At 49.7% G+C, this 26,438-nt stretch carries 24 protein-coding genes and 2 tRNA genes; 5 read left to right on the plus strand and 21 right to left on the minus strand.

Annotated features, from left to right (window positions below):
* The coding region (locus tag Q7S09_01860; GenBank protein ID MDO8557921.1) for a hypothetical protein at window positions 1-212 on the plus strand (212 nt) is incomplete at its 5' end.
* 64 nt (window positions 213-276) lie between these two features.
* On the opposite strand, the gene Q7S09_01865 is transcribed toward Q7S09_01860, so the two are convergent.
* On the minus strand, window positions 277-639 hold the full coding sequence (locus Q7S09_01865; GenBank protein ID MDO8557922.1) for a GNAT family N-acetyltransferase: 363 nt from the start codon (window positions 637-639) through the stop codon (window positions 277-279).
* 244 nt (window positions 640-883) lie between these two features.
* Between Q7S09_01865 and mnmA the strand changes: the two genes are divergently transcribed.
* From mnmA to ruvC, 4 genes are all read left to right on the plus strand, one after another.
* Window positions 884-2,062, plus strand: a complete 1,179-nt coding sequence (gene mnmA, locus Q7S09_01870) for a tRNA 2-thiouridine(34) synthase MnmA (GenBank protein ID MDO8557923.1) — start codon at window positions 884-886, stop codon at window positions 2,060-2,062.
* Window positions 2,063-2,088: 26 nt separating this feature from the next.
* Window positions 2,089-3,558, plus strand: coding sequence for a lamin tail domain-containing protein (locus tag Q7S09_01875; protein ID MDO8557924.1), 1,470 nt, complete (start codon window positions 2,089-2,091; stop codon window positions 3,556-3,558).
* A 201-nt stretch (window positions 3,559-3,759) separates the two neighbouring features.
* Window positions 3,760-4,482 carry a YebC/PmpR family DNA-binding transcriptional regulator gene (locus Q7S09_01880; protein ID MDO8557925.1) on the plus strand — a complete coding sequence of 241 codons (723 nt, stop codon included), beginning with the start codon at window positions 3,760-3,762 and terminating at the stop codon, window positions 4,480-4,482.
* Window positions 4,483-4,550: 68 nt separating this feature from the next.
* Window positions 4,551-5,039: a crossover junction endodeoxyribonuclease RuvC gene (gene ruvC / locus Q7S09_01885; GenBank protein ID MDO8557926.1), complete on the plus strand. Its 489-nt coding sequence runs from the start codon at window positions 4,551-4,553 to the stop codon at window positions 5,037-5,039.
* 74 nt (window positions 5,040-5,113) lie between these two features.
* Here the strand turns inward: ruvC and Q7S09_01890 are convergent, their stop codons facing one another.
* From Q7S09_01890 to Q7S09_01985, 20 genes are all read right to left on the minus strand, one after another.
* Entirely contained in the window at window positions 5,114-5,305 is a 192-nt protein-coding gene (locus tag Q7S09_01890; protein MDO8557927.1) for a hypothetical protein, read from the minus strand.
* 130 nt (window positions 5,306-5,435) lie between these two features.
* Entirely contained in the window at window positions 5,436-6,695 is a 1,260-nt protein-coding gene (gene tyrS, locus Q7S09_01895; GenBank protein MDO8557928.1) for a tyrosine--tRNA ligase, read from the minus strand.
* A gap of 303 nt (window positions 6,696-6,998) precedes the next feature.
* Window positions 6,999-7,075 (minus strand) — tRNA-Val (locus Q7S09_01900).
* Window positions 7,076-7,313: 238 nt separating this feature from the next.
* On the minus strand, window positions 7,314-8,768 hold the full coding sequence (gene gatA, locus Q7S09_01905) for an Asp-tRNA(Asn)/Glu-tRNA(Gln) amidotransferase subunit GatA (GenBank protein MDO8557929.1): 1,455 nt from the start codon (window positions 8,766-8,768) through the stop codon (window positions 7,314-7,316).
* A gap of 82 nt (window positions 8,769-8,850) precedes the next feature.
* Window positions 8,851-9,147 carry an Asp-tRNA(Asn)/Glu-tRNA(Gln) amidotransferase subunit GatC gene (gene gatC, locus Q7S09_01910; GenBank protein ID MDO8557930.1) on the minus strand — a complete coding sequence of 99 codons (297 nt, stop codon included), beginning with the start codon at window positions 9,145-9,147 and terminating at the stop codon, window positions 8,851-8,853.
* Window positions 9,148-9,218: 71 nt separating this feature from the next.
* On the minus strand, window positions 9,219-11,291 hold the full coding sequence (gene ligA / locus Q7S09_01915) for an NAD-dependent DNA ligase LigA (GenBank protein ID MDO8557931.1): 2,073 nt from the start codon (window positions 11,289-11,291) through the stop codon (window positions 9,219-9,221).
* A gap of 103 nt (window positions 11,292-11,394) precedes the next feature.
* A complete protein-coding gene (locus Q7S09_01920; GenBank protein MDO8557932.1) occupies window positions 11,395-12,060 on the minus strand; it encodes a type II secretion system protein in 666 nt (221 codons plus the stop codon).
* A gap of 90 nt (window positions 12,061-12,150) precedes the next feature.
* On the minus strand, window positions 12,151-12,819 hold the full coding sequence (locus Q7S09_01925; protein MDO8557933.1) for a prepilin-type N-terminal cleavage/methylation domain-containing protein: 669 nt from the start codon (window positions 12,817-12,819) through the stop codon (window positions 12,151-12,153).
* Between the two features lie 35 nt (window positions 12,820-12,854).
* Window positions 12,855-15,938: a hypothetical protein gene (locus tag Q7S09_01930; GenBank protein MDO8557934.1), complete on the minus strand. Its 3,084-nt coding sequence runs from the start codon at window positions 15,936-15,938 to the stop codon at window positions 12,855-12,857.
* A gap of 84 nt (window positions 15,939-16,022) precedes the next feature.
* Window positions 16,023-16,910 (minus strand): prepilin peptidase, encoded by an 888-nt coding sequence (locus tag Q7S09_01935; GenBank protein ID MDO8557935.1) that lies wholly within the window; start codon window positions 16,908-16,910, stop codon window positions 16,023-16,025.
* Window positions 16,911-17,115: 205 nt separating this feature from the next.
* Entirely contained in the window at window positions 17,116-17,697 is a 582-nt protein-coding gene (locus Q7S09_01940) for a DUF5715 family protein (GenBank protein MDO8557936.1), read from the minus strand.
* Between the two features lie 84 nt (window positions 17,698-17,781).
* A complete protein-coding gene (locus Q7S09_01945; protein ID MDO8557937.1) occupies window positions 17,782-17,976 on the minus strand; it encodes a hypothetical protein in 195 nt (64 codons plus the stop codon).
* A gap of 20 nt (window positions 17,977-17,996) precedes the next feature.
* Window positions 17,997-18,464 (minus strand): ribonuclease HI family protein, encoded by a 468-nt coding sequence (locus Q7S09_01950; GenBank protein MDO8557938.1) that lies wholly within the window; start codon window positions 18,462-18,464, stop codon window positions 17,997-17,999.
* A 4-nt stretch (window positions 18,465-18,468) separates the two neighbouring features.
* Complete coding sequence (recJ, locus tag Q7S09_01955; protein MDO8557939.1) at window positions 18,469-20,226, minus strand: single-stranded-DNA-specific exonuclease RecJ; 1,758 nt, start codon at window positions 20,224-20,226, stop codon at window positions 18,469-18,471.
* Window positions 20,227-20,363: 137 nt separating this feature from the next.
* Window positions 20,364-20,435 (minus strand) — tRNA-Arg (locus tag Q7S09_01960).
* An 86-nt stretch (window positions 20,436-20,521) separates the two neighbouring features.
* Window positions 20,522-20,806: a hypothetical protein gene (locus Q7S09_01965; GenBank protein MDO8557940.1), complete on the minus strand. Its 285-nt coding sequence runs from the start codon at window positions 20,804-20,806 to the stop codon at window positions 20,522-20,524.
* A gap of 72 nt (window positions 20,807-20,878) precedes the next feature.
* Window positions 20,879-21,478, minus strand: a complete 600-nt coding sequence (locus Q7S09_01970; GenBank protein MDO8557941.1) for a hypothetical protein — start codon at window positions 21,476-21,478, stop codon at window positions 20,879-20,881.
* Window positions 21,479-21,487: 9 nt separating this feature from the next.
* A complete protein-coding gene (locus tag Q7S09_01975; protein MDO8557942.1) occupies window positions 21,488-22,039 on the minus strand; it encodes a hypothetical protein in 552 nt (183 codons plus the stop codon).
* A gap of 9 nt (window positions 22,040-22,048) precedes the next feature.
* Window positions 22,049-23,062, minus strand: a complete 1,014-nt coding sequence (gene pilM, locus Q7S09_01980; GenBank protein ID MDO8557943.1) for a pilus assembly protein PilM — start codon at window positions 23,060-23,062, stop codon at window positions 22,049-22,051.
* Window positions 23,063-23,442: 380 nt separating this feature from the next.
* Window positions 23,443-26,364, minus strand: a complete 2,922-nt coding sequence (locus Q7S09_01985) for a choice-of-anchor R domain-containing protein (GenBank protein ID MDO8557944.1) — start codon at window positions 26,362-26,364, stop codon at window positions 23,443-23,445.
* Between the last annotated feature and the right edge of the window lie 74 nt (window positions 26,365-26,438).

A 26,438-nucleotide genomic window follows, 5' to 3' on the forward strand; every position in this document is an offset into this window, starting at 1 on the left:
AAACGGGCCAGACCCAATATATTTTACCGCTTTATCACCCTGCGGCGGCCCTCTACAACGGTTCCCAGCGCGTTGTGCACCTGGAGGATTTCAAAAAAATTCCCGCAATCCTGGAGAAGATAAGGAACGGAACGATTACGCCCTTGTCCAATGAGCTGAAGCACGAACTTCTGAAGCCCGAGAAACCAAAACAGGCACATTTGACATTATAAGATTTACTTAAAAGAAAAACGCCCCACCGTGGCGGGGCGTGCGAATCTTTTGAATCTTCTCCATTCAGTTTTTCAGAAAGCTAAAGAGCCAATACTGATACTTTTTTCCGTTCTTGCCATCCAAGAGATGAAGCGGCACACCTCGCGGCATTTCCTCCCTGGGGATTCTGCCGGTGCCGAGTTTTTGAACGAGCGCTTCGGATTTCTTTGATAACGTTACGGCGTAGCCGCACACAAATCCTTTTTCGCGCATGCTCTCGATCGCCTGACGCATGAGATTCTCTGCAAGCCCCTTTCTCCGGAATGGCTTCGCAACTTTCAGCGTCGAGAAGTACACCACGCTGGGCGACAAAGGAACGGCACTAAAAGATGCGATGATTTGGCCGTTCGCCACAAGAAGGGTTGTGTGGCGGAGCTCTTTGTTCATAAACCCCTTCGAGAGCGCTGTGCCCAAGAACGTTCTTAGTCTTGCGAGGTCGAAACTTTTCGCCCGTCTTTCCTTAATGCGAATATTGGACTTGCAGCTGTTGCAGGACGCTTGGAACTTCATCTCTTTGCCCCCTTATTTTTCAAATAACCTCTATGTGCATCTGTAAGTGTTACACAAAAACAAATTTTTGTCAAATTTTGGCACAGCAAACACTCCGCCTTTCTTCGGCGGCTAGCAGGGTATGACTAAATCTATTTCCAAAGTTTTCGTTGCAGTGAGCGGAGGAGTTGACTCATCCGTTGCTTTGGCATTGCTCAAAAGGCAAGGGTATGACATTGTGGGGTGTTTTATGAAAAATTGGTCGCGCAACCTTCCCGGGCTTGAGTGTAATTGGGTGGGGGACAAGAAGGATGCGATTCGAGTTTGTGCAAAGCTTGGTGTGCCGTTCCGCGAAGTTGACCTGGAGAAGACATACTACGAGAAGGTTTTTAAGAACTTTATTCGAGAATATAAAGCGGGACGCACGCCTAATCCCGATATTCTTTGCAATAGCGAAGTGAAGTTCAAAGCTTTTTTGCAATGGGCATTGAAAAATGGAGCGGACATGATAGCAACGGGGCACTATGCAAAAATTCAAAATTCAAAAATCAAAAATCAAAATGACAAATCAAAATTCAAAATCAGATATAAACTCGCAGTTGCAAAAGACAAGAACAAGGACCAGAGCTATTTTCTCTATCGTCTTGGGCAAAAAGAGCTTTCTCGGACGCTCTTTCCGATTGGGGAATATGACAAGCCGAAAGTGCGCATGCTGGCACGCAAATTCGGACTTCCGACCGCCGATAAACCCGACAGCCAGGGCGTATGTTTTGTCGGTGAAGTTTCGCTTGAAACTTTTCTGCAGAACTTCATTCCACAAAAACTCGGCAGGATAATCAGGTTGCCGGAAAAAGGTTATTCCAATGTTCGCAAGAACATTGGAATAAGAACTTCGCTGGTTATTGGGGAGCATCCCGGGGTTTGGTATTTCACTATTGGACAGCGACATCATCTCGGCGTAAAAGGCGGCGGGAAAGTGCTGTATGTTGCGGCGAAAGATGTAAAAAGGAACATCTTATATGTTGCGCCAAAAAATCACCCCGCACTTTACAAAAAAGAGCTTTTACTCAAAGACGTATCATGGGTATCGGGCAGTGCGCTAAGACTGCCATTTCGGTGTATGGCGCGGATACGATATCGGCAACCACTCCAATCCTGCAGGATTAGAGAAGCAAAAAACAAAAAACAAAAAGCGACATTCAAGGTTGTTTTCGAGAATCCGCAGTGGGCTCCTGCCTCGGGCCAGTCAGCGGTGTTCTATAAAGATGAGAAAGTTATTGGGGGAGGAGTTATATTTACACAGCATGCCCGTTCATGGTAGGGTGAATTTTCATGAAATCTGCGGCCATGCTCCAAAAAGGTATCGCAAAAGGCATCGTGTGCACGATTTTCTCAATCGTCTTTTTTGCGTGTATCGCGCAAGGGGCCTCGGCACTGGTCATCAATGAAGTTATGTACGACCTGCCGGGAAGCGATAGCGGCCATGAGTGGGTGGAACTTTACAACGAGGGTGCGGATGCAATAACGATAGCCACGGGTACAAACGGATGGCTGTTTTATGACGGCGCCAATCACCTTTTTGGTACTCTTGCGCAGGGATCGCTTACCATTCCGTCGGGCGCCTTCACAATCCTTTCGGCAAGCACGGCAAGTTTTCTTGCGGATCACACGGGGTTTTCCGGCTCGCTTGTGTACAGCGCATTTTCTTTGGGGAACACATCCGATACGTTGCGGCTTATTGACGCGGAGGATGCGATATTAAGCGAAGTCTCCTATATGTCTTCATTGGGCGGGAATGGGAACGGAAAGACGCTTGAACGCAAGTCCGACGGCACATGGCAAGAAAGTTCCGTTGACGGCGGGACTCCCGGAGCGGCAAATAGCACGCCTGTGCCGCCGACTCCATCGCCATCCCCGACACCCGCACCAACTCCAACACCTACACCGGAAACTACTCCTACTCCAACTCCGACTCCGACTCCCACGCTAACACCTACGCCGACCCCCACACCATTGCCTTCGGCCTCCCCATCGCCCTTGCCAATACCGTCTGCACTTCCAAGAATTCATATCAACGAGTTTTTGCCAAACACCGCCGGCACCGACGCCGAGGAGGAATGGATAGAACTATGGAATGAGAGCGCGGAGCAGGTCGATATTTCCGGTTGGAAACTTGATGATGCTGAAGGAGGCTCCCAGCCGTACACAATTTTGCAGGGAACACTTATTTCCGGAGGCAGCTACGCTGTTTTTTTCCGCAAAATAACCGCCATTGCGCTCAACAACGATACAGATGCCGTGCGCCTTCTCACACCCGGCGGACAGGTGTACGAATCCGTATCGTACGAGAAACCTCCGCAGGGCGCATCTTCCAATCGCCTGTCCCAAGGAACGTTTGTGTGGTCCTGGACTCCAACACCGGGACAGAAGAATATCATTACAGGGGCGCAAGCGGTTTCTCAAGAGTCGACTTTTCCGGCTTCGCCTTCACCGCATGCAGTAAGTCCCACTCCATCCGTATCGGCAAACGCAAAAGCCACAGAGGCATCTGTGTCGCCCGCGATCGCAAAAACCGGTTATCTGCCAGCTTCTTCATCCGGTCCAGATAAGCAAGAAGGTTCCAGCAAAGTATCGGTCGGCACTTTTTCCATGTCTTCGTCTACCGCCTCGGAGATGCTTGAGGCCAATCTTGCTGATGTCGCGCCAATAGCGTATCGGTCTTTCTTTTCCCGCCATGCCTTAATCCTTGCGCTTTTCGGAGCTGCCGTAGGCGCCCTAGGGCTTGTGCAATGGAAAAGAAACAGACAAAGACTTTGAAACGTACCCTTGTACCATCCAGTCAATACAATAAACGCTCTCCCCGTAGCGCATGGGAGATACAAGAAACATTCTGTGCCGCAACCATCATCGGGTTGCGGTTTTTCATTTTTTGCGCACAACATCTTACAACCCCTTTGATTTTCTTGATTTTTACCAAAAAACCTATAAGCTAAAAGCTATCAGCTATAAGCTATTCGTATGAGCGGTCATTCCCATTGGTCAGGCATCAAACATAAAAAAGGGATTGAGGACGCCAAGCGCGCCAAGGTATTTGCAAAAATGGCGCGGTTTATTGTTATTGCCGCACGCGGGAAGGGCGGCAACCCGGATATGAATCCTGCTCTGCGCATGGCTATTGAAAAGGCGCGGGCGGCAAACATGCCTGCAGATAACATCGAGCGGGCCATAAAACGCGGCACCGGAGAGGGATTAGAAGAGACGCTGGAGGGATTTTTATACGAGGCTTTTGCCCCAGGAGGAGCGGCAGTGCTCATTGAGGGCATCACCGATAATAAAAACCGAACGCTAAGTGAAGTGCGCAAGATTATCTCGGACCAGGGCGGCCGCATGGCAGAACAGGGCTCGGTACAGTGGATGTTCGAGCGCAAGGGGCTCATTACCCTGTCGAAGGATGCTCCCGAAAACTCGTCGAGCGACGCGGAGATGAGAATCATAGATGCGGGAGCGGAAGATATCAGGCAATCGGATGAACATATAAACGTTTATACTGCGCCGGATAAGGTCATGGAAGTAAAGAAGAGGCTTGATGAGGTCGGGATAAAAGTGGAGTCTGCCGGGTTCGATTATGTGCCCAAAATGCTGGGCCCAGCGCCAGACGAGAAAATAAAACAAAAGCTTGAAGAATTCTTTGAGGCGCTTGATGAGCACGATGATGTGCAGGAAATATACTCAAATATTTGATTACGGATTGCGGATTGCGGATTGCGGATTAAGACCGCGATTCGTAATTCATAATTCGTAATTCGGGAATGATTATTTTAGGAATTGATCCCGGAAATGCGCGGTGCGGGTGGGGTGTTGTTGAAAAAAGTGGGGGGCATTTTACTTGTATCTCATACGGCTGCGTTGAGACATCAAAATCGCTTCCGGCTGCGGAGCGTCTCCTGCAACTTGATAAAGAGCTCTCCGGGCTCATACAGAAATTCGCTCCTGCCGAGGGCGCCGTTGAGGACATTTTCCTTTTTAAAAACCCAAAAACGGTTATTCGGGTTGCGGAAGCCCGTGGAGTGATACTGTCAAGATTCGCAAGAGAAGATATTCCCCTCTTTTCATATACTCCATTGCAGGTTAAGCAGGCTGTTACCTCGTATGGGAGAGCAGAGAAAGGGCAAGTGCTGAAGATGATCATGCGCATACTTAAACTTACTTCCCCGCCAGAACCAGACGACGCCGCCGATGCACTTGCCATAGCCCTGTGTCACGCAGCAATTCCCGAAGTCTATAAGAGATACAAGTAAAGAGGCGTCCGGTAGCTGCACGGAACACAAAAAAACTTTCCGATGCACATCGGAAAGTTTTTTTCTGATCCCTGCTATTCCTCCGTCAGCTCTTCGTCATCATCCTCTTCTTCCTCCGCGTCTGGAGATTCTTCTTCCAATTCCTCATCATCCGTGTCGTCTGCCGCATCATCATCGGCAGGCGCCGTTATTCCCGCATCATCGCTTCCCGCATCATCGGGATACGCAAAGAGGTGGAATGCGTTTGCAAGAGCGAGTGCAAACATATGTGTAAGATTTAATGATAATCCTGCTGCGCGTGCAATGAGCATGGGCCCAAAACAACGCTAGTACGCTCAATTGTATGCATGCAAACAACGCTGTCAAGTGGTGTCGGTGTGGAAAAATTCGTTAAGACTATTTTGGCTTACGTAAGCGGAAAAATTGTCTTTTGCCCACGCGCAACACTGCTCCGTCCTTGATATCTCCGGCCTGTATGCTTTTCCGCCAGTCTTTGTGCGTTATTCCGTCCAGCTCCACGCCCCCCTGTTCCATGAGGCGCTTCGCTTCATTTTTTGAGGGAACGATATTCTCGCGCACAAGAAACTCCACCAAAACAAAACCAGGACCCGTAAGAAGGATCTCCTTAATATTCTGCGGAGTCTCTTTTTTTTGAAAAACGCGCACAAATTCTTTTTCCGCGCCCTCGGCAGCCGAGAAGCCGTGATAAAGCGTTACAACCTCCCGAGCAAGACGCATTTTTGCATCTTTGGGGGATAGACTTCCTCCGCGAAGCGCATCAATGATCTCTTGGATCTCGCTGTGCGGCAGATGCGGACACGTAAGGTTGAAATACTCGTCTGTCACCGCATCATCTATAGCCATGAGCTTACCGTACATATCGTTCGGGGTATCCGTAATATTTATGATGTTACTCCACGAAGTGGACATTTTGCGCCCATCCGTGCCAACAAGCATCGGAGTGGTCAGCACATCCTGCGGTTCCTGACCGTAATACTTTTGTATTTCCCGCCCGGCATGGAGATTGAAAAGCTGATCCGCTCCGCCAACTTCTACATCCGCTTTTACGGCTACCGAGTCGTATCCCTGCATTAAGGGATAGAACAATTCCCGTATACTGATGTCCTCATTTTTTTGCAGGCGTTCTTTAAAATTATGTCGGGCAAGCATTTGTTGAACAGAAAAAATTTCCGCAAGCTTTGCGATTTCCTGAAGTTTAAGCTTGCCAAGCCATGTACTGTTGTAGCGAACCTCGGTCTTTTTCTTATCCAGTATCTTCCAGATCTGCGGCAAGTATCCTTTTAAATTTTCTACCACTTGTTTTTTGGTGAGGAACGGGCGCTTTGACAGTTTATCCGATGGGTCTCCTACTTGTGCCGTAAAATCGCCAATGATGAGGACAATCGTGTGGCCGAGGTCCTGAAATGACCGCAATTTCCAAAGAGAGATTGCCCTGCCGATGTGAATGCGCGGCCCCGTCGGGTCAATGCCGTGTTTGACGCGGAGTTTCTTTCCGGAGCGTAGTTTTTCCTCAAGATGTTCTTTTACTTCAACGCTGTGTACCTGCCCGATGAGCCTTAAGATGCTCTCATCCCGCGAGTACTTGACCGGCATGCCGACGCCATCCTTTCTTTTTAATCGAGTCTGGGATCGCATACGATGAGCTATGATATGAGTAGAAGCCATAAATATTTAACAAGATCTCTCCGGTAAGAGTTTTTTAATTTTAGAAAAATGTTGATCCGTGATCACCCGTAAAATTCAATTCCACAAATTTGCACCCACCGGAAGATTTTGCCATTATCGATATTATTCTTAGTGTGCGCCTTGTAGGGATTGAACCTACGGCCTCTTCCGTGTCGAGAAAGCGCTCTTCCTGGACAAGTCCTATTTTTCAGAAACATGGTGCTTGCCCGCGAATCGTGAAGACTTTCACGATTCGCCCACTTCGCTAAAACATGGTGGGCGGCACAGGGGTCGAACCTGTTGCCTCGTCGATGTCAACGACGCGCTCTAACCAGTTGAGCTAGCCGCCCTAAAAAATTTTAACAGAGAAAGCCAACGAAGCGCTCTGGTCTTGGGCAAGTTTCATTTTCCGGAAACATTGTACTTTCCCGAGAACCAATCATGTTTCGGAAACATTGAAGTTGCCCGCCAGATTCTCCACCGGAGAATCTGGCCCCGTGAAATGTTCTGCCAGAGCATTTCACCCACCTAAGATAGTCGCTCGAGAATTTTAAATAGTATAGACCGGAAAATTTTAAGTTTCAAGCTTCAGACTTTAGCGTTACCCTCATACGCATCAGCAACGCGCAATATGGTAGATTCGTCGAAGTGTTTGCCCATGATCTGCAGGCCCACGGGAAGTTTCTTACCATCTCTTTCAACGTAGCCGCAATTAAGAGAAATGGCGGGAATGCCGGAGATGTTCGCAGATACGGTATAGACATCGGCAAGATACATGGAGACGGGATCGCTCTTTTCTCCGATTTTAAATGCGGGCGTCGGCGAAGTGGGGGAAACGATGACGTCATATTCTTCAAAAGCCTTTTTAAAATCTTCAACGATAAGCGTACGAACCTGCTGGGCTTTTTTGTAATACGCATCATAATATCCTGCGGATAGAGCGTAGGTGCCAAGCATTACCCGCCGCCGTACCTCATTCCCGAATCCTCTTCCGCGTGATGCGGTGTAGACTTCGAAGAGATTTTTTGCGTCAGTCTTGATATCAGTTGAAGCGGAATAGCCATAGCGGATACCGTCAAATCTCGCCAGGTTGCTTGATACTTCGCAGGGCATAATGACGTAATACACTGCAAGCGCCCAGTGTGTGTGCGGCAGGGACACTCCACCGATACGCGCACCAAGCTTTTCTAAGGTAAAAATTGCCTGCCGCACGGCTTTCTCAACATCCGCATCAATGCCTTCGGCAAAGTATTCGTTGGGAATCCCTACCCGCAGACCCTTGATATCTCCCGTAAGGTCTCTGGTGTAGTGCGGCACCCGGTCGCGCGCCGTCGTTGCATCAAGCGCATCGTGGCCGGCAATAACCTCAAGAAGCGCCGCCGCATCCCAGACAGTTTTGGCTAAAGGGCCTATCTGATCAAGCGATGAAGCCATGGCGATAAGACCGTGGCGGGATACGCGCCCGTAGGTAGGCTTTAACCCTACAACACCGCAAAATCCCGCAGGCTGCCGTACCGATCCTCCCGTTTCGGATCCTAGCGCCGCAATGGCCATGTCGGCGGCAACCGCTACGGCCGAGCCGCCGCTGGATCCTCCGGGAACCCTTGAAGTATCATGAGGATTTTTGGTTGGTCCGAACGCAGAGTTTTCCGTCGAAGCTCCCATGGCAAATTCATCCATATTTGTCTTCCCCAAAAATACCGCCCCTGCGTCGCGCAATCTTCCTATGGCCGTAGCATCGTATGCTGCAATATAATTTTCTAAAATGCGCGATGCGGCCGTGGTCTTTAGTTCCTTGATAAGTATGTTGTCTTTTACGGCGATGGGGATTCCGGTAAGAATTCCTCCCTCTTTTTTTTCTAAAACCTCATCGGCTTCACCAGCCATGCGAAGCGCTTCTTTCTTGGTGATTTCAAGATACGCATTAAGCTCTGGATTTTTTTCTTGCGCGCGCGAAAGATGGTCCGCCGCAAGTTCTCTGGCGGAAATTTCCTTTTTGTGCAGCAGTTCTGATGCTGTTTTGATGGTGAGATGTTCGAGCATACCCCGATACCAATATACGAATTGATGCGAATGAAACGAATATTCGTATCATTCGAATGCATTCGTTGATTTGTGTCGCGTTTTATTCAAATACCGCCTTTACTTTGATATGGCCTTCTTCGCGCTGCGGCGCCTGACCTAGCAAATCTTCTGCGCTGGATTGCTCCGGCCGTTCCTCGGACAAGGTGTCCTTCCGGAGGGCATTCACGATTCCCGTAACCTGCTTAGTCGGCTCAACCCCTTCCGTTTGTACCTCTCGCAGCTTTCCGACAAAATCCAAAATAGTCCCAAATTCATTTTGGAGCTTCTCGAGCTCCGCATCATCAAGCCGGATGCGGGCAAGCTCAGCGATTTTTCTTACATCGTCCGTCGTAAGCATAGCTTCTCCAGCATATCAATTAAAAAACTCCCGCGCAAGGCGGGAATTACGTCATCGTTAAAGCAAAAAATCTATTTGTTAAGTAATTTTAAAAATTCCTGCTCGGTAAGTATCGATACGCCGAGCGTTCTTGCTTTCTCGTACTTCGAGCCGGGATCCGCTCCCGAGACGATGTAGCTAGTTGATTTTGAAACCGACTCCGAAATATTACCGCCCGCTTGGCGGATTTTTTCTTTTGCCTCATCCCGCGTCATCGTTCCCAGACTCCCCGTAAGCACAAAAGTCTTGCCGGAAAGTTTTCCTCCGGCCCGATGCGTTACGGAATTTTCAATGACCACTCCCGCTTTTTTAAGTTCACGGATCACGCTGCGGTTTCGCGTGTTTTTAAACCACGCCACGATGCTCCGGGCCATCACTTCTCCCACTTCGTGCAACTCCAGAAGTTTTTCGTATGACGCGTCCTGGAGCGCCTCAATGCTGCCAAAGGCGTTGGCAAGTTCAATTGACGTCTCTTCTCCCACGTGCCGGATGCCAAGTGCATACAAAAATCGGTGCAGCGGAATACGTTTTTTTACTTCAATGGCTGCGATGAGTTTTTTTGCCGACGTTTCGGCAAAACGTTCGAGCGGCAACAAATCACCAATGGTCAGCGTGAAAATATCCTGCCTGTCGGCAACAAGATTCTGTTCCAGAAGCTGGTCAATGATCTTTGGCCCCATGCCGACAATGTCGAAGGCCGCGCGCGAGACGAAATGATACAACTTCTCACGCTCCTGCGCGGCACAGCGCGGATTGGAGCATCGGTGAATAGCCTCGTCGTGACCCCTTACCACGCGCGAGAGACAGACCGGACAGACTTTTGGCATGTGAAAAAGCCTTTCTTTTCCCGTACGCATGCGCGTCAGCACCACCTTCACGTCGGGGATAACGTCTCCGGCTCTCCCCACGATAACCGTATCCCCGATGCGCACATCAAGCCTTTGTATCTCGTCCTCATTGTGTAGTGTGGCACGCGAGACCGTAACTCCGCCAACGTCCACGGGCCTTAAGTGCGCTACGGGAGTAAGTGCACCCGTACGGCCGACCTGCACCACAATATCCTCCACCACGGTGGTAGCCTCGCGTGAGACAAATTTATATGCGATGCCGCCTCTAGGGGTTTTCCCAACCACACCAAGGCGCAAGAGCACTTCATTGCGGTTCACCAAGACCACGATACCGTCTATTTCATAATCGAGTTTTTCGCGGATCTTTTTTACATGTCCGTGGAATTGCTCTATCTCTTTCAAGAAACCGAGACGTTTATTGTGGGGTCCCGTTTTAAATCCAAGAGCCTTCAGGATAAAATGTTCCTCTTCATGTGTTTTCTGCCCCATGTTGGTTATGAGCGCGTACGCAAAAGAGTCAAGATGACGCGAAGCCGTAATCCTGGGATCAAGCTGCCTCACGGAGCCGGCAGCGACGTTTCTGGGGTTGGCATATGGCTCTTCCCCCCTCTCCTTACGTTCCCGGTTGAGTGCGGAAAAAGCCTTTTTGGGCATAAACACTTCTCCTCGCACTTCCAGAGTTTCCGGCCAATGCTTTTCCAGGAACCGGGAAATGTGAAAAAGCTTCATGCGCCGCAATTCGGAAATGACATCTTGTTTTTCGCCAAGCTTCAGAGGGATAGCTTCAACCGTTTTCAGATTTTGAGTAACATTTTCTCCGATCTTCCCGTCTCCACGCGTGGATCCCTCAACAAAAAAACCGTTCTTATAGACCAGTGAGATTGCCAGCCCATCAATTTTAAGTTCTACATAATAATCTCCAAGAAGCGGGCGCGTGATAGGAGAAAGAAGTTTTGCATTCCGTTCTTCCCACTCTTTCATCTCCTCTGGGGAAAACGCATCGGTAAGCGAGAGCATGGGGACCCCGTGTCTGATTTTTTCGAACTTTCCAAGCGCCCTGCCGCCGACGCGCTGGGTCGGCGAATTCGGCGTGATGAGTTCCGGAAACTGCGCCTCGAGCATCTCCAGTTCATGCTTGAGCGAATCCAGGGCTGCGTCGGAGATCTCTTGCCTATCTAGGGCATGGTAAAGGTATCGGTGGTGATCGATCTCCACCCGCAGTTTTTCTATGCGTTTTTTAGCATCGGCCTTAGTCATGGAACAGATAACAACGCTACGCTAAACAGGTAACAAATAGAAACACCTATGCTAAGCAAATCACAAGACCTGTTATTTGTTTTTTGCTGCCTGCTTGTTGTTCTTACGGCACATCGATGTACCTCTGAGAAATTGTTGTCTGAACCCGAACATCCTGCCGCTCTTTAAAATCTTTTTGGGTAATCGATTGCACATGAAGTACGATAGTGGCGCGCGGCTGACAAAGATCGAATGCCGTGCCGGGACAGGCGCTTCCCAAAGGAGGCTGTCCTACGCCGCGAATGAGAAAACCGGAGTCATCCGTCAAAAGCGCGACTTCCTGGCCGTTCAGGATCTGGACGTTTGGATTAGTATCATCACACGGGTCCTGGGTAAAATCTATATCATTGACCAGCCGGTGCAAATTTGCAAAAGGAAACGGTATCGCTACGGGATATTCTTTAATACAATAGCTTATCGGCTTGTTATCGGAACTTCGAATGATATCCAGCTCCTTGCTGTACGTATCCGCGGGAGAATTATTGCCGTTATCGGTGCAAAAACGAACCCCGCCGGTATTCCCGCAAATGGTGGAGGCACGGATCTCGCGCGATAACGTATCCATGATAATGCGCGCATTGCTTGAGGCCTGCTCAAACGCAATGACTTTTCTCTGGCTGACGATTGAATCAAGGAAAACAACCGAAATCAGCGTGAGCACGACGATCATGAGCGTCGCCCCAACCAACGTTTCGATCATGGTAAAACCCTTTTGACTGATCAATTTCATTCAAATTATCCAATGACGAATTACGGATTACGGATTAATTTAATTCGTAATTCGCAATCCGTAACTTAAAATTTACAATCTGCTCCAGTATTAGAGGAAGCTCCCCAAATAATCCACCCATTTTGTGAGACGGCTCTCCAAAAGAATGCAGTTGGCATCCGGACATATTACGGGTTCCGTGTCCGAGTTCCAGAATACTTTTATTTTCACATATATCTCCGCGCATTCGGTCGAGCAGCCGACGGGATATTTTTCTATTCTTACTGCACGCCGGAAACCGGAATCACTCCATCCTGCGGTGCTGCAGGCGCCAGTGACGCAAAGATTCGCATAAAAACCCGTTGCGTCTTGAACGTAGACCTGCTGCCATTCTTTCGCCGCAGAGCAACAGGCCACGATCCAGCCGCTTGAAATATCATCATTGTCTACAAGCCGGATGCGCGTCTGAAATCCCACCGGACCCGTTGCGGGAATATCGTCATTCCATTGGGGATTTGTCGGCGGAATGCCGGTTTGCTTGATCGCATCGGATATTTGCAGCAGGGTGTTGTCTCGGATATTACGCACAACCTCAATTCCCTCCTGGGCAAGGTTCGCAGCGATGATCTCCTGCCGAACGGCGGGAGAGATATGAATAGTCTTTGAGATAACGATAAAAGCGCCGGTTGCACCGACAGTAAGCACAAAAAGCGCGATAATGGTTTCGATGAGGGAAAAACCATTTTTCGCATGTGGGTAGCGAATCTTTGTGTTGTTCATGAAATTCAGAAGAGCATCCGTCTTTTGAGAAGCCCTTAGGGAGCCGCAATGCAGGCGGATGAGCCATACGACGAGTCAACTTCGGGAGTTGTCGCTCGCAGACGGTAGCAGGCAAACGTGCCGCCGGGAGTATTCCCTATATTATCCGAGTATGATGTCTGGTTCGTGATATTGATCAGTTCGGTAAAGTTTGAACAGCTTGGTCCGATGACCGTGCATCGCTCGATCTTGTATCCGGTATTATTTACCGAATTATCCGTCCAGAAAAGGTTTATCTTTTTCCCGGGACCCGTGGTGAACGAGAGGCCGCTGGGCGCAAGAAGCCAGGTTCGGAGAGAGAACGTACTTGAGTACGATGAATACGCGCCTGTGGTGGCCGCACGCATGCGATAGCAATATTTAGCTTCTTGGCTAAGACCGCTATCGGTGATACTGCGTGCGCCGGTAGTAGCCGTACCGGCAATGGTCGCAACGACCGCAAAACTCACCGCAGAACAGTTCGCATCTCCGCGCTCAAGATACGTATTCATCTCTCCCAGAGAATTATCTTGCCAGTTTATCTGCGCGGCGGTGAATCCGGTCGAGGTTGTTGTTGCCAGAATCGACGGCGTATTGGGCGGCGTGAAGACGTTTCCCGACGCATTGGAGCATGTGGAAACGCCGATGGCATCCACTGCTTTGATGCAATACTGATATGCATTGCCTTCCGTTACCGATGTATCGGCATAAGTAAATGTGCTGCCGCCGATGTCCGCGCCGACTTGCGCACCGCTTGATGCGGGGTTACACGCTGCGCCGCTACAGCGAATGACTCTGAATGCGGTCGGTACGCCCCAGGTATCGGTGAAATTCGAAAGCCAGAAAAGATCAATGCGAGTACTGGAGACGACCGTAGGAGGCGTATTCAGTGTCGGGGTTTTGGGCACAACGTCTGGCGTGGTAAATGTCACGCAATTAGAAGGAGCGGAGTCTCCGGTCGCATTTACCGCTTTTACCCAATATGCGTATGCGGTCTTCGGCCTTGTTGCCGGAGACATTACATCTATATAACTTCCCGGCTGAGGCCCGGGAGTTCCGGTGCCAATAAGCGTCGATACAGCCGGAGCGCCACTACACAAAGCGCCATTGAACCGCTCTATTTTGACATTCTGGATAGTGCTTAAAGGAGGGTTGGTCCACTGTAAATTCACCTGTGACGTTGCGCCAGAGCCCGTGCCGGAGCTTGTGGGAGCCGGAAGCGCCTGAAGATTCGTTGGCGCACCGGCATAGGTCGTTGCGTAAAGCGTATTTGAACACGAAGAAGAATAGGGCCAGGAGGCATTTTGCCCTATGATGCAATATCCGTATGTTGTGCCTTCAGAAAGCGTCGTATCTGAAGCCGTAAAATCCGGAGATGTTCCCGTATACGTAAGGGTCGTGTCAACGGGCGTGCAGGCACTTCCCGTACAGCGCCTTATGATAAAACTTGTGGCAACCTTGAACTTGCCGCTTGTCGGCGAATCAGCGGCGATGTCATGCCAAGAAAGATTAATCCGGGTATCCGATACGACAACGGGAATGGCAAGTAGTGGAGGATACGGCGCCTCATCTTCCGTTTTTGAGTTTGCTTCCCTGTAAGCCCAGGCCGAGGGACCCGAAGCATTGATTGCGCGCACGCGATAGCAGTAAAGCGTATTTGGCGTCACGCCAAGAGGACTTTGTGAATCCGGTGGACATCCGGGTCCGGGAGGTGACGGATAACGAGTTGCGTCGCAATCATTGTAATTCGTATCGTCTTGTGGGGTGGTGACAAGGGAAGAGAAAACGGCCGTCACATCGCATGTTCCGGGAGCAACAAGGGTTGATCGCTGAAGCTCGAATGAGGATTCCGTGGCGATCGAGGGGAAATTCCCTCCCCAGTTAAGAAATACTTTCCTTGAAGATGCGTTAGCCGAGGTCCAGAGAGGAGCTGGCGGAGATGTAAGAGTGCTTGCGGTATTGCTGTAGCCGGAAGGACCTGTCGCATTTGTCGCACGTACTTTGTAACAATACGTGGTCTCGGCGGACAAGCCCGTGTCCGTATAAGTGCCGGTATTTGCTGAAACAATGATCGTCTGAAGCGTTGATGCGCAACCCGGCGCCATGCGCACGATCTCAAAATTCGCCTCGTTGACCGCATTGTCGATCCAGGAAATTTTTATTTCTGACACGGAAAGAGGCAGGGCAGAGAGACCGGAGGGGTCTGCCGGGACAGAGGGATAACACTGTCCTATTGCCGTGGGGCCCGGACATCCTGGCACGGTACAGCAGATATCACCCAATGCGTCATTCGCACAAAGCCCTCCGATGCCGCAGGCGATAGTCCCCCCGCAACCGTTCGACCAATACCCGCAAACCGCGCCTCCGGAAACTATATTTGCGCAAAAAAACGGCACGCAGGGCTTGGAAAGCACCTGTCCGCTCCTAATCTCAATGCGGCCGGAGCTTGAAACGCGGATTTGGCGAAGTATTGCCGTGTTGTCGGAAAATTCCAGAGGAAAATCGGTATAAGAAAGGGTTGAGCTTGCGGTCGGATCTGCTACATGGAGCACAAAGGTGGCGGGGTCTGGCGGTTCGAAATACACGTCATCAAGCACCGCCCCCAACACAAAACGAACTTTCCCGGCTTCGGGAAGCAGGAAACTTTTCACGGTTGTTGTGGAAACGTAAGATGTCGCCGGGCATGAAGCGGGATTATTTGTGTTGTCAAAACATTCGCGCTGGCCCTTCCATTGTCGGGAATACCTTGAAAGATTGACGCCGCAGGGCACTGACGTTGAGGAAGGAATCTTCGTATACAAAATATAAGAATTTGGATCTCCCGTCGCGGGATTGGGTGCGTGAATTCCAAAACCGCACGGTGGAAGCCCGCCGAACTGCGTTGGATCGCTTGAAAGCGCTAATGCCTGCGCTGTGCGGATGTCCTGCGCAAGCTTATTTGCCGCCCGCTCCATGGAGCCAACGGACCCCACGCGTCTGTAGCTTGTTAAAACCGTTGCGCCGATAAGCATCGAGATGCCAATAACCACCAAAATTTCCATGATCGTGAAACCATTGTTGCGAACTATTATTGCTTTATCTTTTATATACTCCTGGTGCATAGCGAAATTTTGGAAGAATATTATTACCTTCAAATTCAAAATTTAAAACTTTCCACAAATTTTTCTTTTTTATTTTTGCGTTCCTTACCACCTGAACGGCGCGAGATGCACCGACTTTAGTATAGCATCTCCGAAGAAAAAAGCGGCGATTGCGGCGGGAGCCAAAAACGCTCCGAACGGCACTTCCGATTTCAACGTCTTTTTATTGACCAGGATGAGCGCCAAACCGACAAGAGAACCGCTGAAAGACGCGAGCAGAAGCGCAACAAGAACATTCCAAAATCCAAGAAACAATCCCATGAAGACTGCGAGCTTCACGTCGCCAAGTCCCATCCAGACACCACGAGAAATAATGATGAGTAAAAGAAAAAATGCCGCCCCGACCAAAGATCCTGCCACGTTTGGCAAACTGCAATTCACTGTTGGAATTCCGCACGCAAAGATAAAACGGTTGGCGAGAATGAGACACGAAAAGAGCGCAATAGCGGGCAACATGACACGGTCGGGGATGAGAAAATGGCGTACGTCCGTTACAAATATGACCAAAAACACGCAGATAGCGAATAACGCATAGCTGATGGCAAGAATATTTGTAACATCGGGAAAAAGTCCGGTTATAGAGAATTGTGTTGCTGCTTCAGAAACATTCGGCAAAAAACCAAGGGGCTCTGTTGCGCGCTTCTCCATCCACCAATATGTAAAACTAAAAAGAACGCCGCTTGACAGCTCCACAAGAGGATATTGAAGGGAGATGCGTTCTTTGCACGAACGGCACCTGCCGCCAAGGACCACAAAGGACCATAACGGAATGAGTTCGTACCACTCGAGAATTCGCGCGCAATGACGGCAGTGGGATCGCCTCTGCACCACCTCCTCGCCTTCCGGAATGCGCCAGATGAGCACATTAAGGAAGCTTCCCACAATAAGGCCGAGAAGGAATAAGAACACCAGAATAAACCATAGGGGCATCATAAACATAAGTATACCCGTTAGGAGAAGCTCGACCAAGGGATAGTGGGGGATTTATTTTTCGAAAACTCTGTTTGAGCAATCAGGTTCTCGCTACCGAATATACCGTAAAACTTTCGAAAGAGCCGCAGATGCCGGCGGTTTCCACGAATCAAGTATTCGGGCAACAACTCGATAAAAAAACTGCCCCATGGGCAGTCCGGTATTTTTATAAAGCCGCTTGCAAAGGAAGAACAAATATGTGAAAACAATTGGCGTTGATCTCCTCCGTAGCATCAATAAGTCCGGCCATTTCGTAGGATACCAGCAATTCGCGCATCCAAAGACGCTCCTTCTGCGTCATGGGCTTGAGAGAAATATCAAACGCCGCGCCGGTGAGATGAAGCGAACGCCTATCTCCGTGAGGAGAAGCTGCGCTTGGATTCTTCTTGCGCTGAGCGGTCTTCGATTGCACCGTCTCGACGAGCGAGGTGATTTTGATGCGTTTTTGAAATTGCGCGTGGTGCTGGCGCGCGATATCCTCAAGAAACCTGCCTGCTCCGGGACGGAGATACCGCAAAGGCCGCGGCACCTTACTAAGAAAGTATGTCCGGGTTTTTCGCGGAACAGAAACAAGGAGTTTTAATCCGACGTGCTCCCCTAAGACTTTCGCATTTTCCATGCGCCACCAGCCGGCGTCGTTTGCGATACGGTTCTGACACAAAAGCAAGTCCTGAGATCCCTTCAGTTCATTGGGACGGGTATCGGAAGCTATCGATGATTTCCGCGCGACCTTGCCTTTCTTCTGCATGACTGCGCTGCCATTCGAAGAAAAAAACAAAATTATAAAGAACGCCGTGACGATAAACCTGAAAGTCATTCTTCCTTCCCTCCCTTACTTTTCGGTATCGGTATGGCTTTTCCCATGCTTGGCAAGAACCGACAAATCAACATCGAGACGGCTTTTTTTATCGGCAAGCAGTGCCATGCCAAGAATAATGAGCACAACGCCGGGTATAATGGGAAGAAAGATCCCAAGAATTCCGACAAGAATCAGCAGATATGCTTTTTGACGATAGCTAAGCTTCATAGAGAATATAATACCATGCGTTAGAAATTTAGAGAAGGCCGTTGAAGCGCGCGCTCAGAAGCGTCGAGTGCCTCATTTACCAGGCGATCTGCCTGGATGTTTTTTTCTCTTGGAATGTGCGTAAATGTCACGCCGCCAAAATCCATCTTGAGATTCCGCACCGCAAGATATAATTTCCCTATATGTTCTTCGGTTATTTTATAACGATCGGAGAGCTGCTCCACCACAAGCTGGCTGTCTATCCGAAACTCTACGGAGAATTTTGAGGACGCCTTCAGGCCCCATAATGCTTTTAACTTCTTCAACGCGAAAATAACGGCCTCGTACTCCGCTTCGTTGTTGGTGCGCTCTCCCAGATACTGGCCATAGGTCTTAAGAACCTCTCCTTTTTCATTTTGCACCACAATGCCCAGCGCGGCGGGACCCGGGTTTCCACGGCTGCCGCCATCGGTGAAAACGATAAATTTTTCTGAAGAAAGTTTCTGCATATAATTAGGGGGTGCGGGAGCCGGGGTCAAGGTCCACCAGCTGCAATTCAATGGCGTCTCTGCCGTTCCAAAAGTTTTGGGAAAGCTTTGCAATGACGTCCACCGTGCTCCCACGCGAAAGTTCTTTTATCCGCCCGCCCAGTCCAAATCCGATGGCCTCGATGTTTGAGGCCGGCCTTGACGATCTGGCAGAAGAAAGAAGGCGCAATTTAAGATGCCGCTCTCCGTTTCCAACCGCGCGCACATACGCTATGGCAAGCCCTCTAAGAAGGAATTTCGGCTCGATATTGTCTTCGCCGAAGGGGGCAAGTCTTTGCACTGTAGCATAGGTTTTCTCGTTTATATCAACGTGTGAAAGCTCGGCGTCAACAACGAGTGCATCTTCTTGTGCGGACGCTCCCTCAGTTCGCAGAACCTTTTCTCCCGCCCGTAAAAATATTTCTCGGACACGATCCAGATGTTCCGGCTTTGTGGTAAATCCCCCGGCATGAGGATGGCCGCCGGCATCGGAAAAAAGTTCCGAATGGGCATGTACGGTCTCTACGATGTTAAAAGCGCCGAAAGCCCTGGCATTGCCGACAACGCGTCCGCCTTCTTCGTTCTCAACGGCCAAAATAACAGGTCGCGCCACTTCCTGCATGACGCGTTGGGCTGCGAGCCCCAGAACGCCGGGAACCCAGCTGGAGGAGCTTTCGAATACCACTGCGGGTTTTTGAGAATATTTTGAAACACGTTCAAGAACCTCTGCCACAATGATTTCGGTAACGAGCTGGCGCTCTCGATTCCGTTCATCCAGATGCCTGATGAGCAGCGGGATTTCTTCTTCTCTGTCGGTCGTAAGCAGACGGAAGCTGATGGAGGCATGTGCCATGCGTCCCATTGCGTTCAGCCTCGGGATGAGCGAAAAATGAACATCGCGAACAGAAAATCCTTCTTTTAGTTCGCAGAATTCAATAAGCGCACGAAGTCCCGGGCGTTGAGTTTTTGCAAGAACATCAAGTCCTTCTCGCACCATTGCTCTATTTTCATTCTTGAGCGGCATGGAATCGGCAAGCGTGGCAAGGGCGACAAGATCAAGAAAGCTTATAGCTTTTAGCTTATAGTTTATAGGAGAAGATGCGGTATTGGTATGTGAAAGAAGGGCGCATGCCAGCTTAAAGGCAACGCCGGTGCCGGCAAGCCCCGAAAACGGATAGCCCGACCCCGGATCTTTCGGATTCAAAATCGCGTAGGCAGGAGGGAGTTTGGCGGGCACGCTGTGGTGGTCCGCAATAATAACGTCAATTCCCCTTTCATTCGCCCAAGCTATTTCCTGAACATCGGTAATACCGCAGTCAACCGTGATGATAAGTTTGGCGCCTTCCTCACAGAGTTCTTCCAGATGCATCATCGACAAACCATAACCCTCCTTATTGCGATCAGGAATATGTACGTTCAGAAGATGCTCATATCCTAGATCCCGAAAGACCGTAAAAAGTATTGCGCTGCCGCACACGCCATCACAGTCATAATCCCCCCAAATAACGATCTTTTCTTTATTTGCAAATGCCGTATAAACCCGACTAACCGCTTTTTGCATGTCCGAAAATAAAAAAGGGTCGTGAAGATCCCGATCGATGCTCGGATTCAGAAAATTTTCTGCATCTTCGGCGTTCCGAATGCCCCTGTTCCATAAAAGTTGAGGAATGAGGGGCGAAGCGTCTTGTAATTCATTAAAAAATTCACTAGGCGCTTTCGGTGCTACGGTCCAGATCGATTTCATAGTATTGCTTGGGGAAACCCATTTCAACGCCTTAGAAGGGCGCTGCGGCACTTATCCGGGACAGATTTCATGCATTGAATACATTGAAGCTGTCCGCGAAATGCTCCCCCGGAACATTTCGCCCCCGCACCATCTAGTCCCCCCGGAGGGAATCGAACCCCCATCAACGCCTTAGAAGAGCGCTGCTTTATCCGTTAAGCTACGGAGGGAGACGCATGATTCTTTTTTATATTATATGAAAAAACTCTTTTCGTCGAGAAAAGAGGAGCGTAAAACTTAAGCTCACGCCGAATCATTAAAAAGGATTTCTTGGCATGCCGCTAAGTTGTTCTTCCAGGTTGCGCGGACGCGCTTCAATGCGATCAATGACTTTCTGGTAAAGCTGGGTATTGAACACGGTCTCCTGTGGCTTGGGGGGCCGGGTCGCAAAAAGCGGCGGATAGAAAAACTGATAAAAAAGAAAGGCGGCGTACCCGATGACAAAAATAAATGCGGCACCAAAGAGCAGGTCTCCGTGCGCGCGGACAAAGCGCGCCATGATATGTAGAGGAGTCGACAAAGATTTTTTAGGCGAGGACATAAAAATATTTTGAACTTATTTTGGCGCGTATCGGTTATGAACGCCTTTGGGATAAATTCCGAACCGCTAAAATTATGGCATGGCGTAAACCCGTATTCTGACGCTTGCGGCAATGTCACCCGAAGAAGATTTGAATGAGGTTGATTGATTTTGGCCAGACGCCGTGCCGTATGTTTGCATGCCTTTTATTGGTGAAAAAAGGGCTTGCTCGATATCAACGGCGTAAGCGAAATTTTCCAGGTGAGCTATAAATTCCATAAGGTGCTCAAACGACCCCACCAGCGTCAGTTGAAAGACAAAAGATGATTTTATATTTGCTCCGGCGACCAACGAAGGCTCGCTTATCAGTTGGATTTCCTTGTAAAGTTGGACTTCTCGTGCAAGATCTTCCATGGCCTCGATGAACGACACGAGATTCTCGGGATCAAGAAGCTGGGACCTGATAAGCTGGATATTCGCGCTGATGCGTTCAAATTCTGATTTTGTTGAAGAAAATTTCTCAACAGCACTCTCAAATCCTTCTAGGCGATAAAATAGGTCCTGGTAGCGTTCGGGAAAGCTCTGTAGGTGCAAGTATAAAGGCAGTATGACCCCAAGGATCATGCCGGCACCGACTACCAGCCATAGCGTGCTAAAAAGTATGACCTTATCTTTTCCGCTTAAATGCGTCATGAATGCGGGCTACTGTTTGGCTTTGGAAATAATGGTCAGTGAAAACGTGAAGGGAATGTCCGTTTCGCGAAGAAGATTGGCAAGAGGAAAATTAATGTCACCGTACCCGGAAGATTCTTTTTGTATCTTATCCCTCAGGAGGAGCAATTGGCTTCTCGTTGGCGCCATGCCCGAAAAAACTATTTTCTGCGCCTGTATATCAACGCTAAGCGTTGTAAGCTGAATAACCGGGGGAATAAGGGCGATCAAATCTTTGATTGCGCCAAATGCCCGCAACTGCTCTTCTTGGATGCGATTCATGCGCTCAATATCATTCTTGAAAAGACGCAATTGTCCTTGAAATTTGGTGATCTCCTTTACTTCCGACACGTTCGACAGATTGGCAATGCGTTGGTTGAGTTCGCGGACCTTCCACTGTCCAAAAAGCTCTTGGCCGAACATGAGCAGTGAAAGGAATAAGAGTAATAAGAAAAACATCTCGCCAAAAAACATGACGCGCCAGTTCAGCTCTTCAAATTGAAGATTTTTTTTCGCCTGCTCCGGTAGAAGGTTTATAGACATGAAATGGAATTAGTGTGCGCCTCCAAATTCGTGATATCCCCGCAAGGCAAGCCCCAGCGCCGTTGTGTAGCCAAGGGAATCTTTAAAGGGAAGCATCGGAACTTCGCGAAGAGGGGGGCGTAAAATATTTACCCAGGGATTCGCCAATAGAACGGCGATCTCCGCTTCCTGCGCAAGAGCGGCGGTAAAACCCGGGGTTTGCACGAAATCTCCACAAACAAGAATTTGTTTTACCTCTACGTGCAATTGGTGCGCATGCGCCGAATGAGTCTGAAAAAAATCGATATACTGGCGCGCGTATCCGGCAAGCGCTTTTATTGTCACTCCCATAGAAGAACTTGTGATATCCTTTCCCGCGATGGAGACGGAAGCGGTAAAACGCACCATGGAACCGGCATAAATAATGAATGTCGTCCGATGGTGCGCCACGTCAATGATCAATAAAATTTCCTCGCCGCCCGTCGGGGGAACGATGCTTCTGGCGGAGGAGAGAGCATCGACTTCAAATGCAACGGGCTTAAGGCCGACTTTTTCAAAAAGTGCGGCATAGCTATCCACCAAAACCTTTGGAGAGGCGGCCACAAGAATATCAAGGTGGTCATCGCCACTATGCCGAGCAATCTCCCAATCATAATAGACCTCGGCCAGAGGTAGCGGGATGTTCGCCTCAATCTCCCAAATAATCGCCTGGGTGATTTCTTCGGAAGCCATCTTGGGTAATTGTACGATACGGATGAAACTTTGGGGTTCCGGCAAAGACGCCATAACATACTTTGTGCGGATACTTCCTCCCTTGGCAGTCGTCAAAGCCTCTTGCAGGGCTGCTATGGTTTTTGGCACGTCGGTTATGGTGCCGTTCACCACCGCGCCTTCTTGAAGCGTCACGGCGGAGAAGCCTGCCAGCGTCAAAGAACCTCTTTCTTCTTTAAGATACGCGAGACGTATGCTGTGATCGGATATATCACATCCAAACGCCGACGGACGAACTTTAAATAATTTTTCGAAATGATTCAAAATTGCCATATATTTTCCTCTTCAAGGTTTTGTCATCGGCGAGTCTTGGTGCGCCTCTTGAGCGGTTTAGCGAAGTACGGGCAACAGAAATATGACCATGCGCTTTCCTTTATATTATTTCTCAAGATTTGTTACGACAAAGCTTGCTGATTTTTCGAAACTCAAGGGGGAGTCAACCCTTTACCAATGAGGGGGTTGGAACGGTGTTCCTGGGCGTCTTTCCATACATTGGAAACATGGTAGACGCCCATGAAATGGTCTCCCAGACCATTTCACCCCCCTTGGGCGATATGCTCCGGTGGAGCATATCGCGGGCAACTGCGATGTTTCTTGAAAATGTTCGGTTGCCCAGGGGGAGAAAAATCGGCAAGCGACGAGTAACAAATCTGCTACTCCACCTCTCTCCATTTCTGTATCACCCAGCTTGCGCCAGGACCCGAGGAGAACTGCGCATTGGCCAAGCCCTGTTGATAGGTGATGGTTGCCGTCTGACTTAATTGAAGCTTATACGATGTAAGTTCCGTTGCCGAGACGCCATTATGAAGATAGATGAGGCCGCTGGACGCATAAAAAATTGCTCCATCGGCGTTGTTGAGCAGGTCGATAGCCGAATCGTGGTCGGTACAATTGCCTGCCGGCACGCCCGTACATGAAGAGGTGGTGAGCAACATCAAATAACTGCCGCTCTGCCCCGAACCCCGAAAAGTACCGTTGTTGGCAACATGTATCCATTCGTCGGCAAGCACCGCTCCGCTCAACGAACCGTATCCCGCATCAAGCTGAATGGTCGAGCCGTTCGAAATATCAATGTATCCTTGCACATACACCGTGCCCTTGATGGTAAGCACCACGTTGTTTGTCGTGAGGATGAGATTGCCGTTGATGACCTTCGGACCAAGCGACGTGGAGGATCCCGGAGCGAAGTCTCCATTATACGTTCCGCCGCTAGCAGCATCCAGCTTCCACTGGTCGATCTGCCCCTGGGAAATAGGCATGTTTTGCGGAGGGGGATCTGCGGGAGGCGTGGTGGGCGTGGTGGTAACGCCGTTCACCGTACAGTTGCTGATACTATTATACGCCGCATCGCCCCCGATAGGCGAGGAACAATCCTCCAAGACATCCGTAAAAACGTCTCCGACGGCAGAGCTGTCAATAAAGATGGTGCTAAAAGCGCTGGAGGTGACGGTACTATTCTCAATGCGGTGGGCATGCGCGTTTCCTCCGATATCCACGTTATCGATCTTTGTTTCTATGCCTCCCATGAATATTTGAAAATTGAGATCTCCGCCCGCATCCGTCCACACCGGACTTCCGGCATTCCAGCTCGGAGACCATTTGCCAAGACCGTAGGGATACCCATTCATCGTATCAATGCCCATCACCCAGTAATTTGAGTTATCCTGGTTCGTATCAATAAGGAGCCAGTAGGTGGTGCCGGCGGTAAGCACGGGAGATGTAGCGAATGTCACATCGACCCAGGCGTAGGCTCCTGTCGCAAGATTTGCCGAAAGCGTTCCTGAAGCAAGCACGTCTCCGGGATTTTTCCCCGGGTCAGACCCGCTATTTGTGTTTATCTGCACTGTCGCATTCTGTGGAGAGCCGACTTTTCTGATATAGAGACGTATTTTGTTTATCGGCGCGGAGGTTGATGTTTGGAAGCTTTGCGCGATATCAACCTGGCTTTGGAGCGGCGTGCAGTTCGCATTGGCGCATCGGACAAAATTGAGATTATCTCCCGAAGCATCATTATACGAAGCGCGCCCAAATCCGTCCGAGCCCAGCGCAAGCGAGGTATAAAGACCCGTGTCGCCCGACGTGTCCGGAACCGCAATGGCTTTTGTTGAACAATCGGCATCGGTGCATCTGACGAATTTTATACTGCCGTTTGAGCCGTCGTAGGAGGTGATGCGGGCAAAGTCGTCTCCGCCCATCTTAATGGAACTGTACCGGCCCACATCACCACCGGAGTCCACGGCTGTAAGCACGCTGCCGGAACAATTGTCATTCGTACAGCGGGCGAATTTCAGATTGTCGCTTGTATCGTCATAGTAGCTGATGCGCGCAAAGCCGTCCGTGCCAAGCGCAACAGAGGTGTGCCACGCGATCTCCGAAGCTGCATCCACGATGGCAATAATCGGGGAAGAGCAGTTGTTGTCGTTACAACGAGCGAATTTTAGGTCGTCAAGTGTCTGGTCAATATAACTTATACGCGCCACGTTGTCCGAGCCAAGGACAAGAGCGGTGTACGTTCCCACATCATCTGCGGTATCGACCGCTCGAATGTTATTTGTGGTGCAATCCACATCGATACATCGCGCAAATTTGAGATCGCCGTCGCTTACGCTGTAATACGCGATGGAAGCGAGATCGCCCGCATCAAGCACTATCGATGAAAATTGCCCTACATCTCCGGTCGAATCCACCGTAGTGATATTCTTGGCTGTGCAGTCGGCGTTGGTGCAGCGGACGAATTTCAAGTTGCCGCCGGAATTATCATAGTAGCTGATGCGCGCAAAACCGTCAGAGCCCAGAGCCAGCGAAGAGAATTGGCCTACGTCTCCGGAAGATTCAACAACCGTGATGTTCTTCGCGGTGCAGTCGACGTTGGTGCAGCGGACGAATTCAAGATCTTTGTCACTGTTGTCGTAGTCATAGTAGCTGATACGCGCAAAACCGTCAGAGCCCAGAGCTAGCGAACTATGCTGTCCTGTCTTACCCGCCGTATCCACCGCGGTAACAACACTCCCCGTGGCAAGTCCAAAGAAAAAATCATCGTTATATGTTGTCCACTCCTGATTGGGCGTACTTTGCGTGCCTCCAGCAACCCATGCGTCTCCTGTAATTTGGGCGCCCGCAAGTCCCGTAATATTCCCGTTTGAGTAGACATTGCCTACGACCTTGCTGTTATTTTCCATAATAAGTCCCCCGTCACCGACCTGTACGCCGTAGTGGAATTCGACATCGGACGTGTTTTTGATAAGTCGCGCGGTAAGCCGCCTAATGTACGATGAAATATCTCCGGTTGAGGTGACGGACACATCGTTCCCGCCACCACCCGAAATGGTGACAACCGTACCGCCATTAAGCGCAAATGTCTCGCTTGAACTGTAGTTTTTGGCGAATTTTATGCGGTAGAGCACGTCCTCGAGACCCGATTCGCTTGTTACAATACTTTTAAGTGAACTGATCGTCTTGCGCGCGATGCGCTCATCGTTAAGCGACGAGAGTACCATAAGCGCCACCACAAAAAGCGAGACGGCAAATACAAGGATAATGATGGTTAATGACGCAAACCCATTTCTTTTCTCCAAATCAATTACCACAATTTGCGAATTGCGGATTGCGGATTGCGGATTGAATTTCTGATAAATCCGTAATACGTAAT

Source organism: bacterium (assembly GCA_030649025.1).
Lineage (GTDB): Bacteria > Patescibacteriota > Minisyncoccia > JAUYLV01 > JAUYLV01 > JAUSGO01.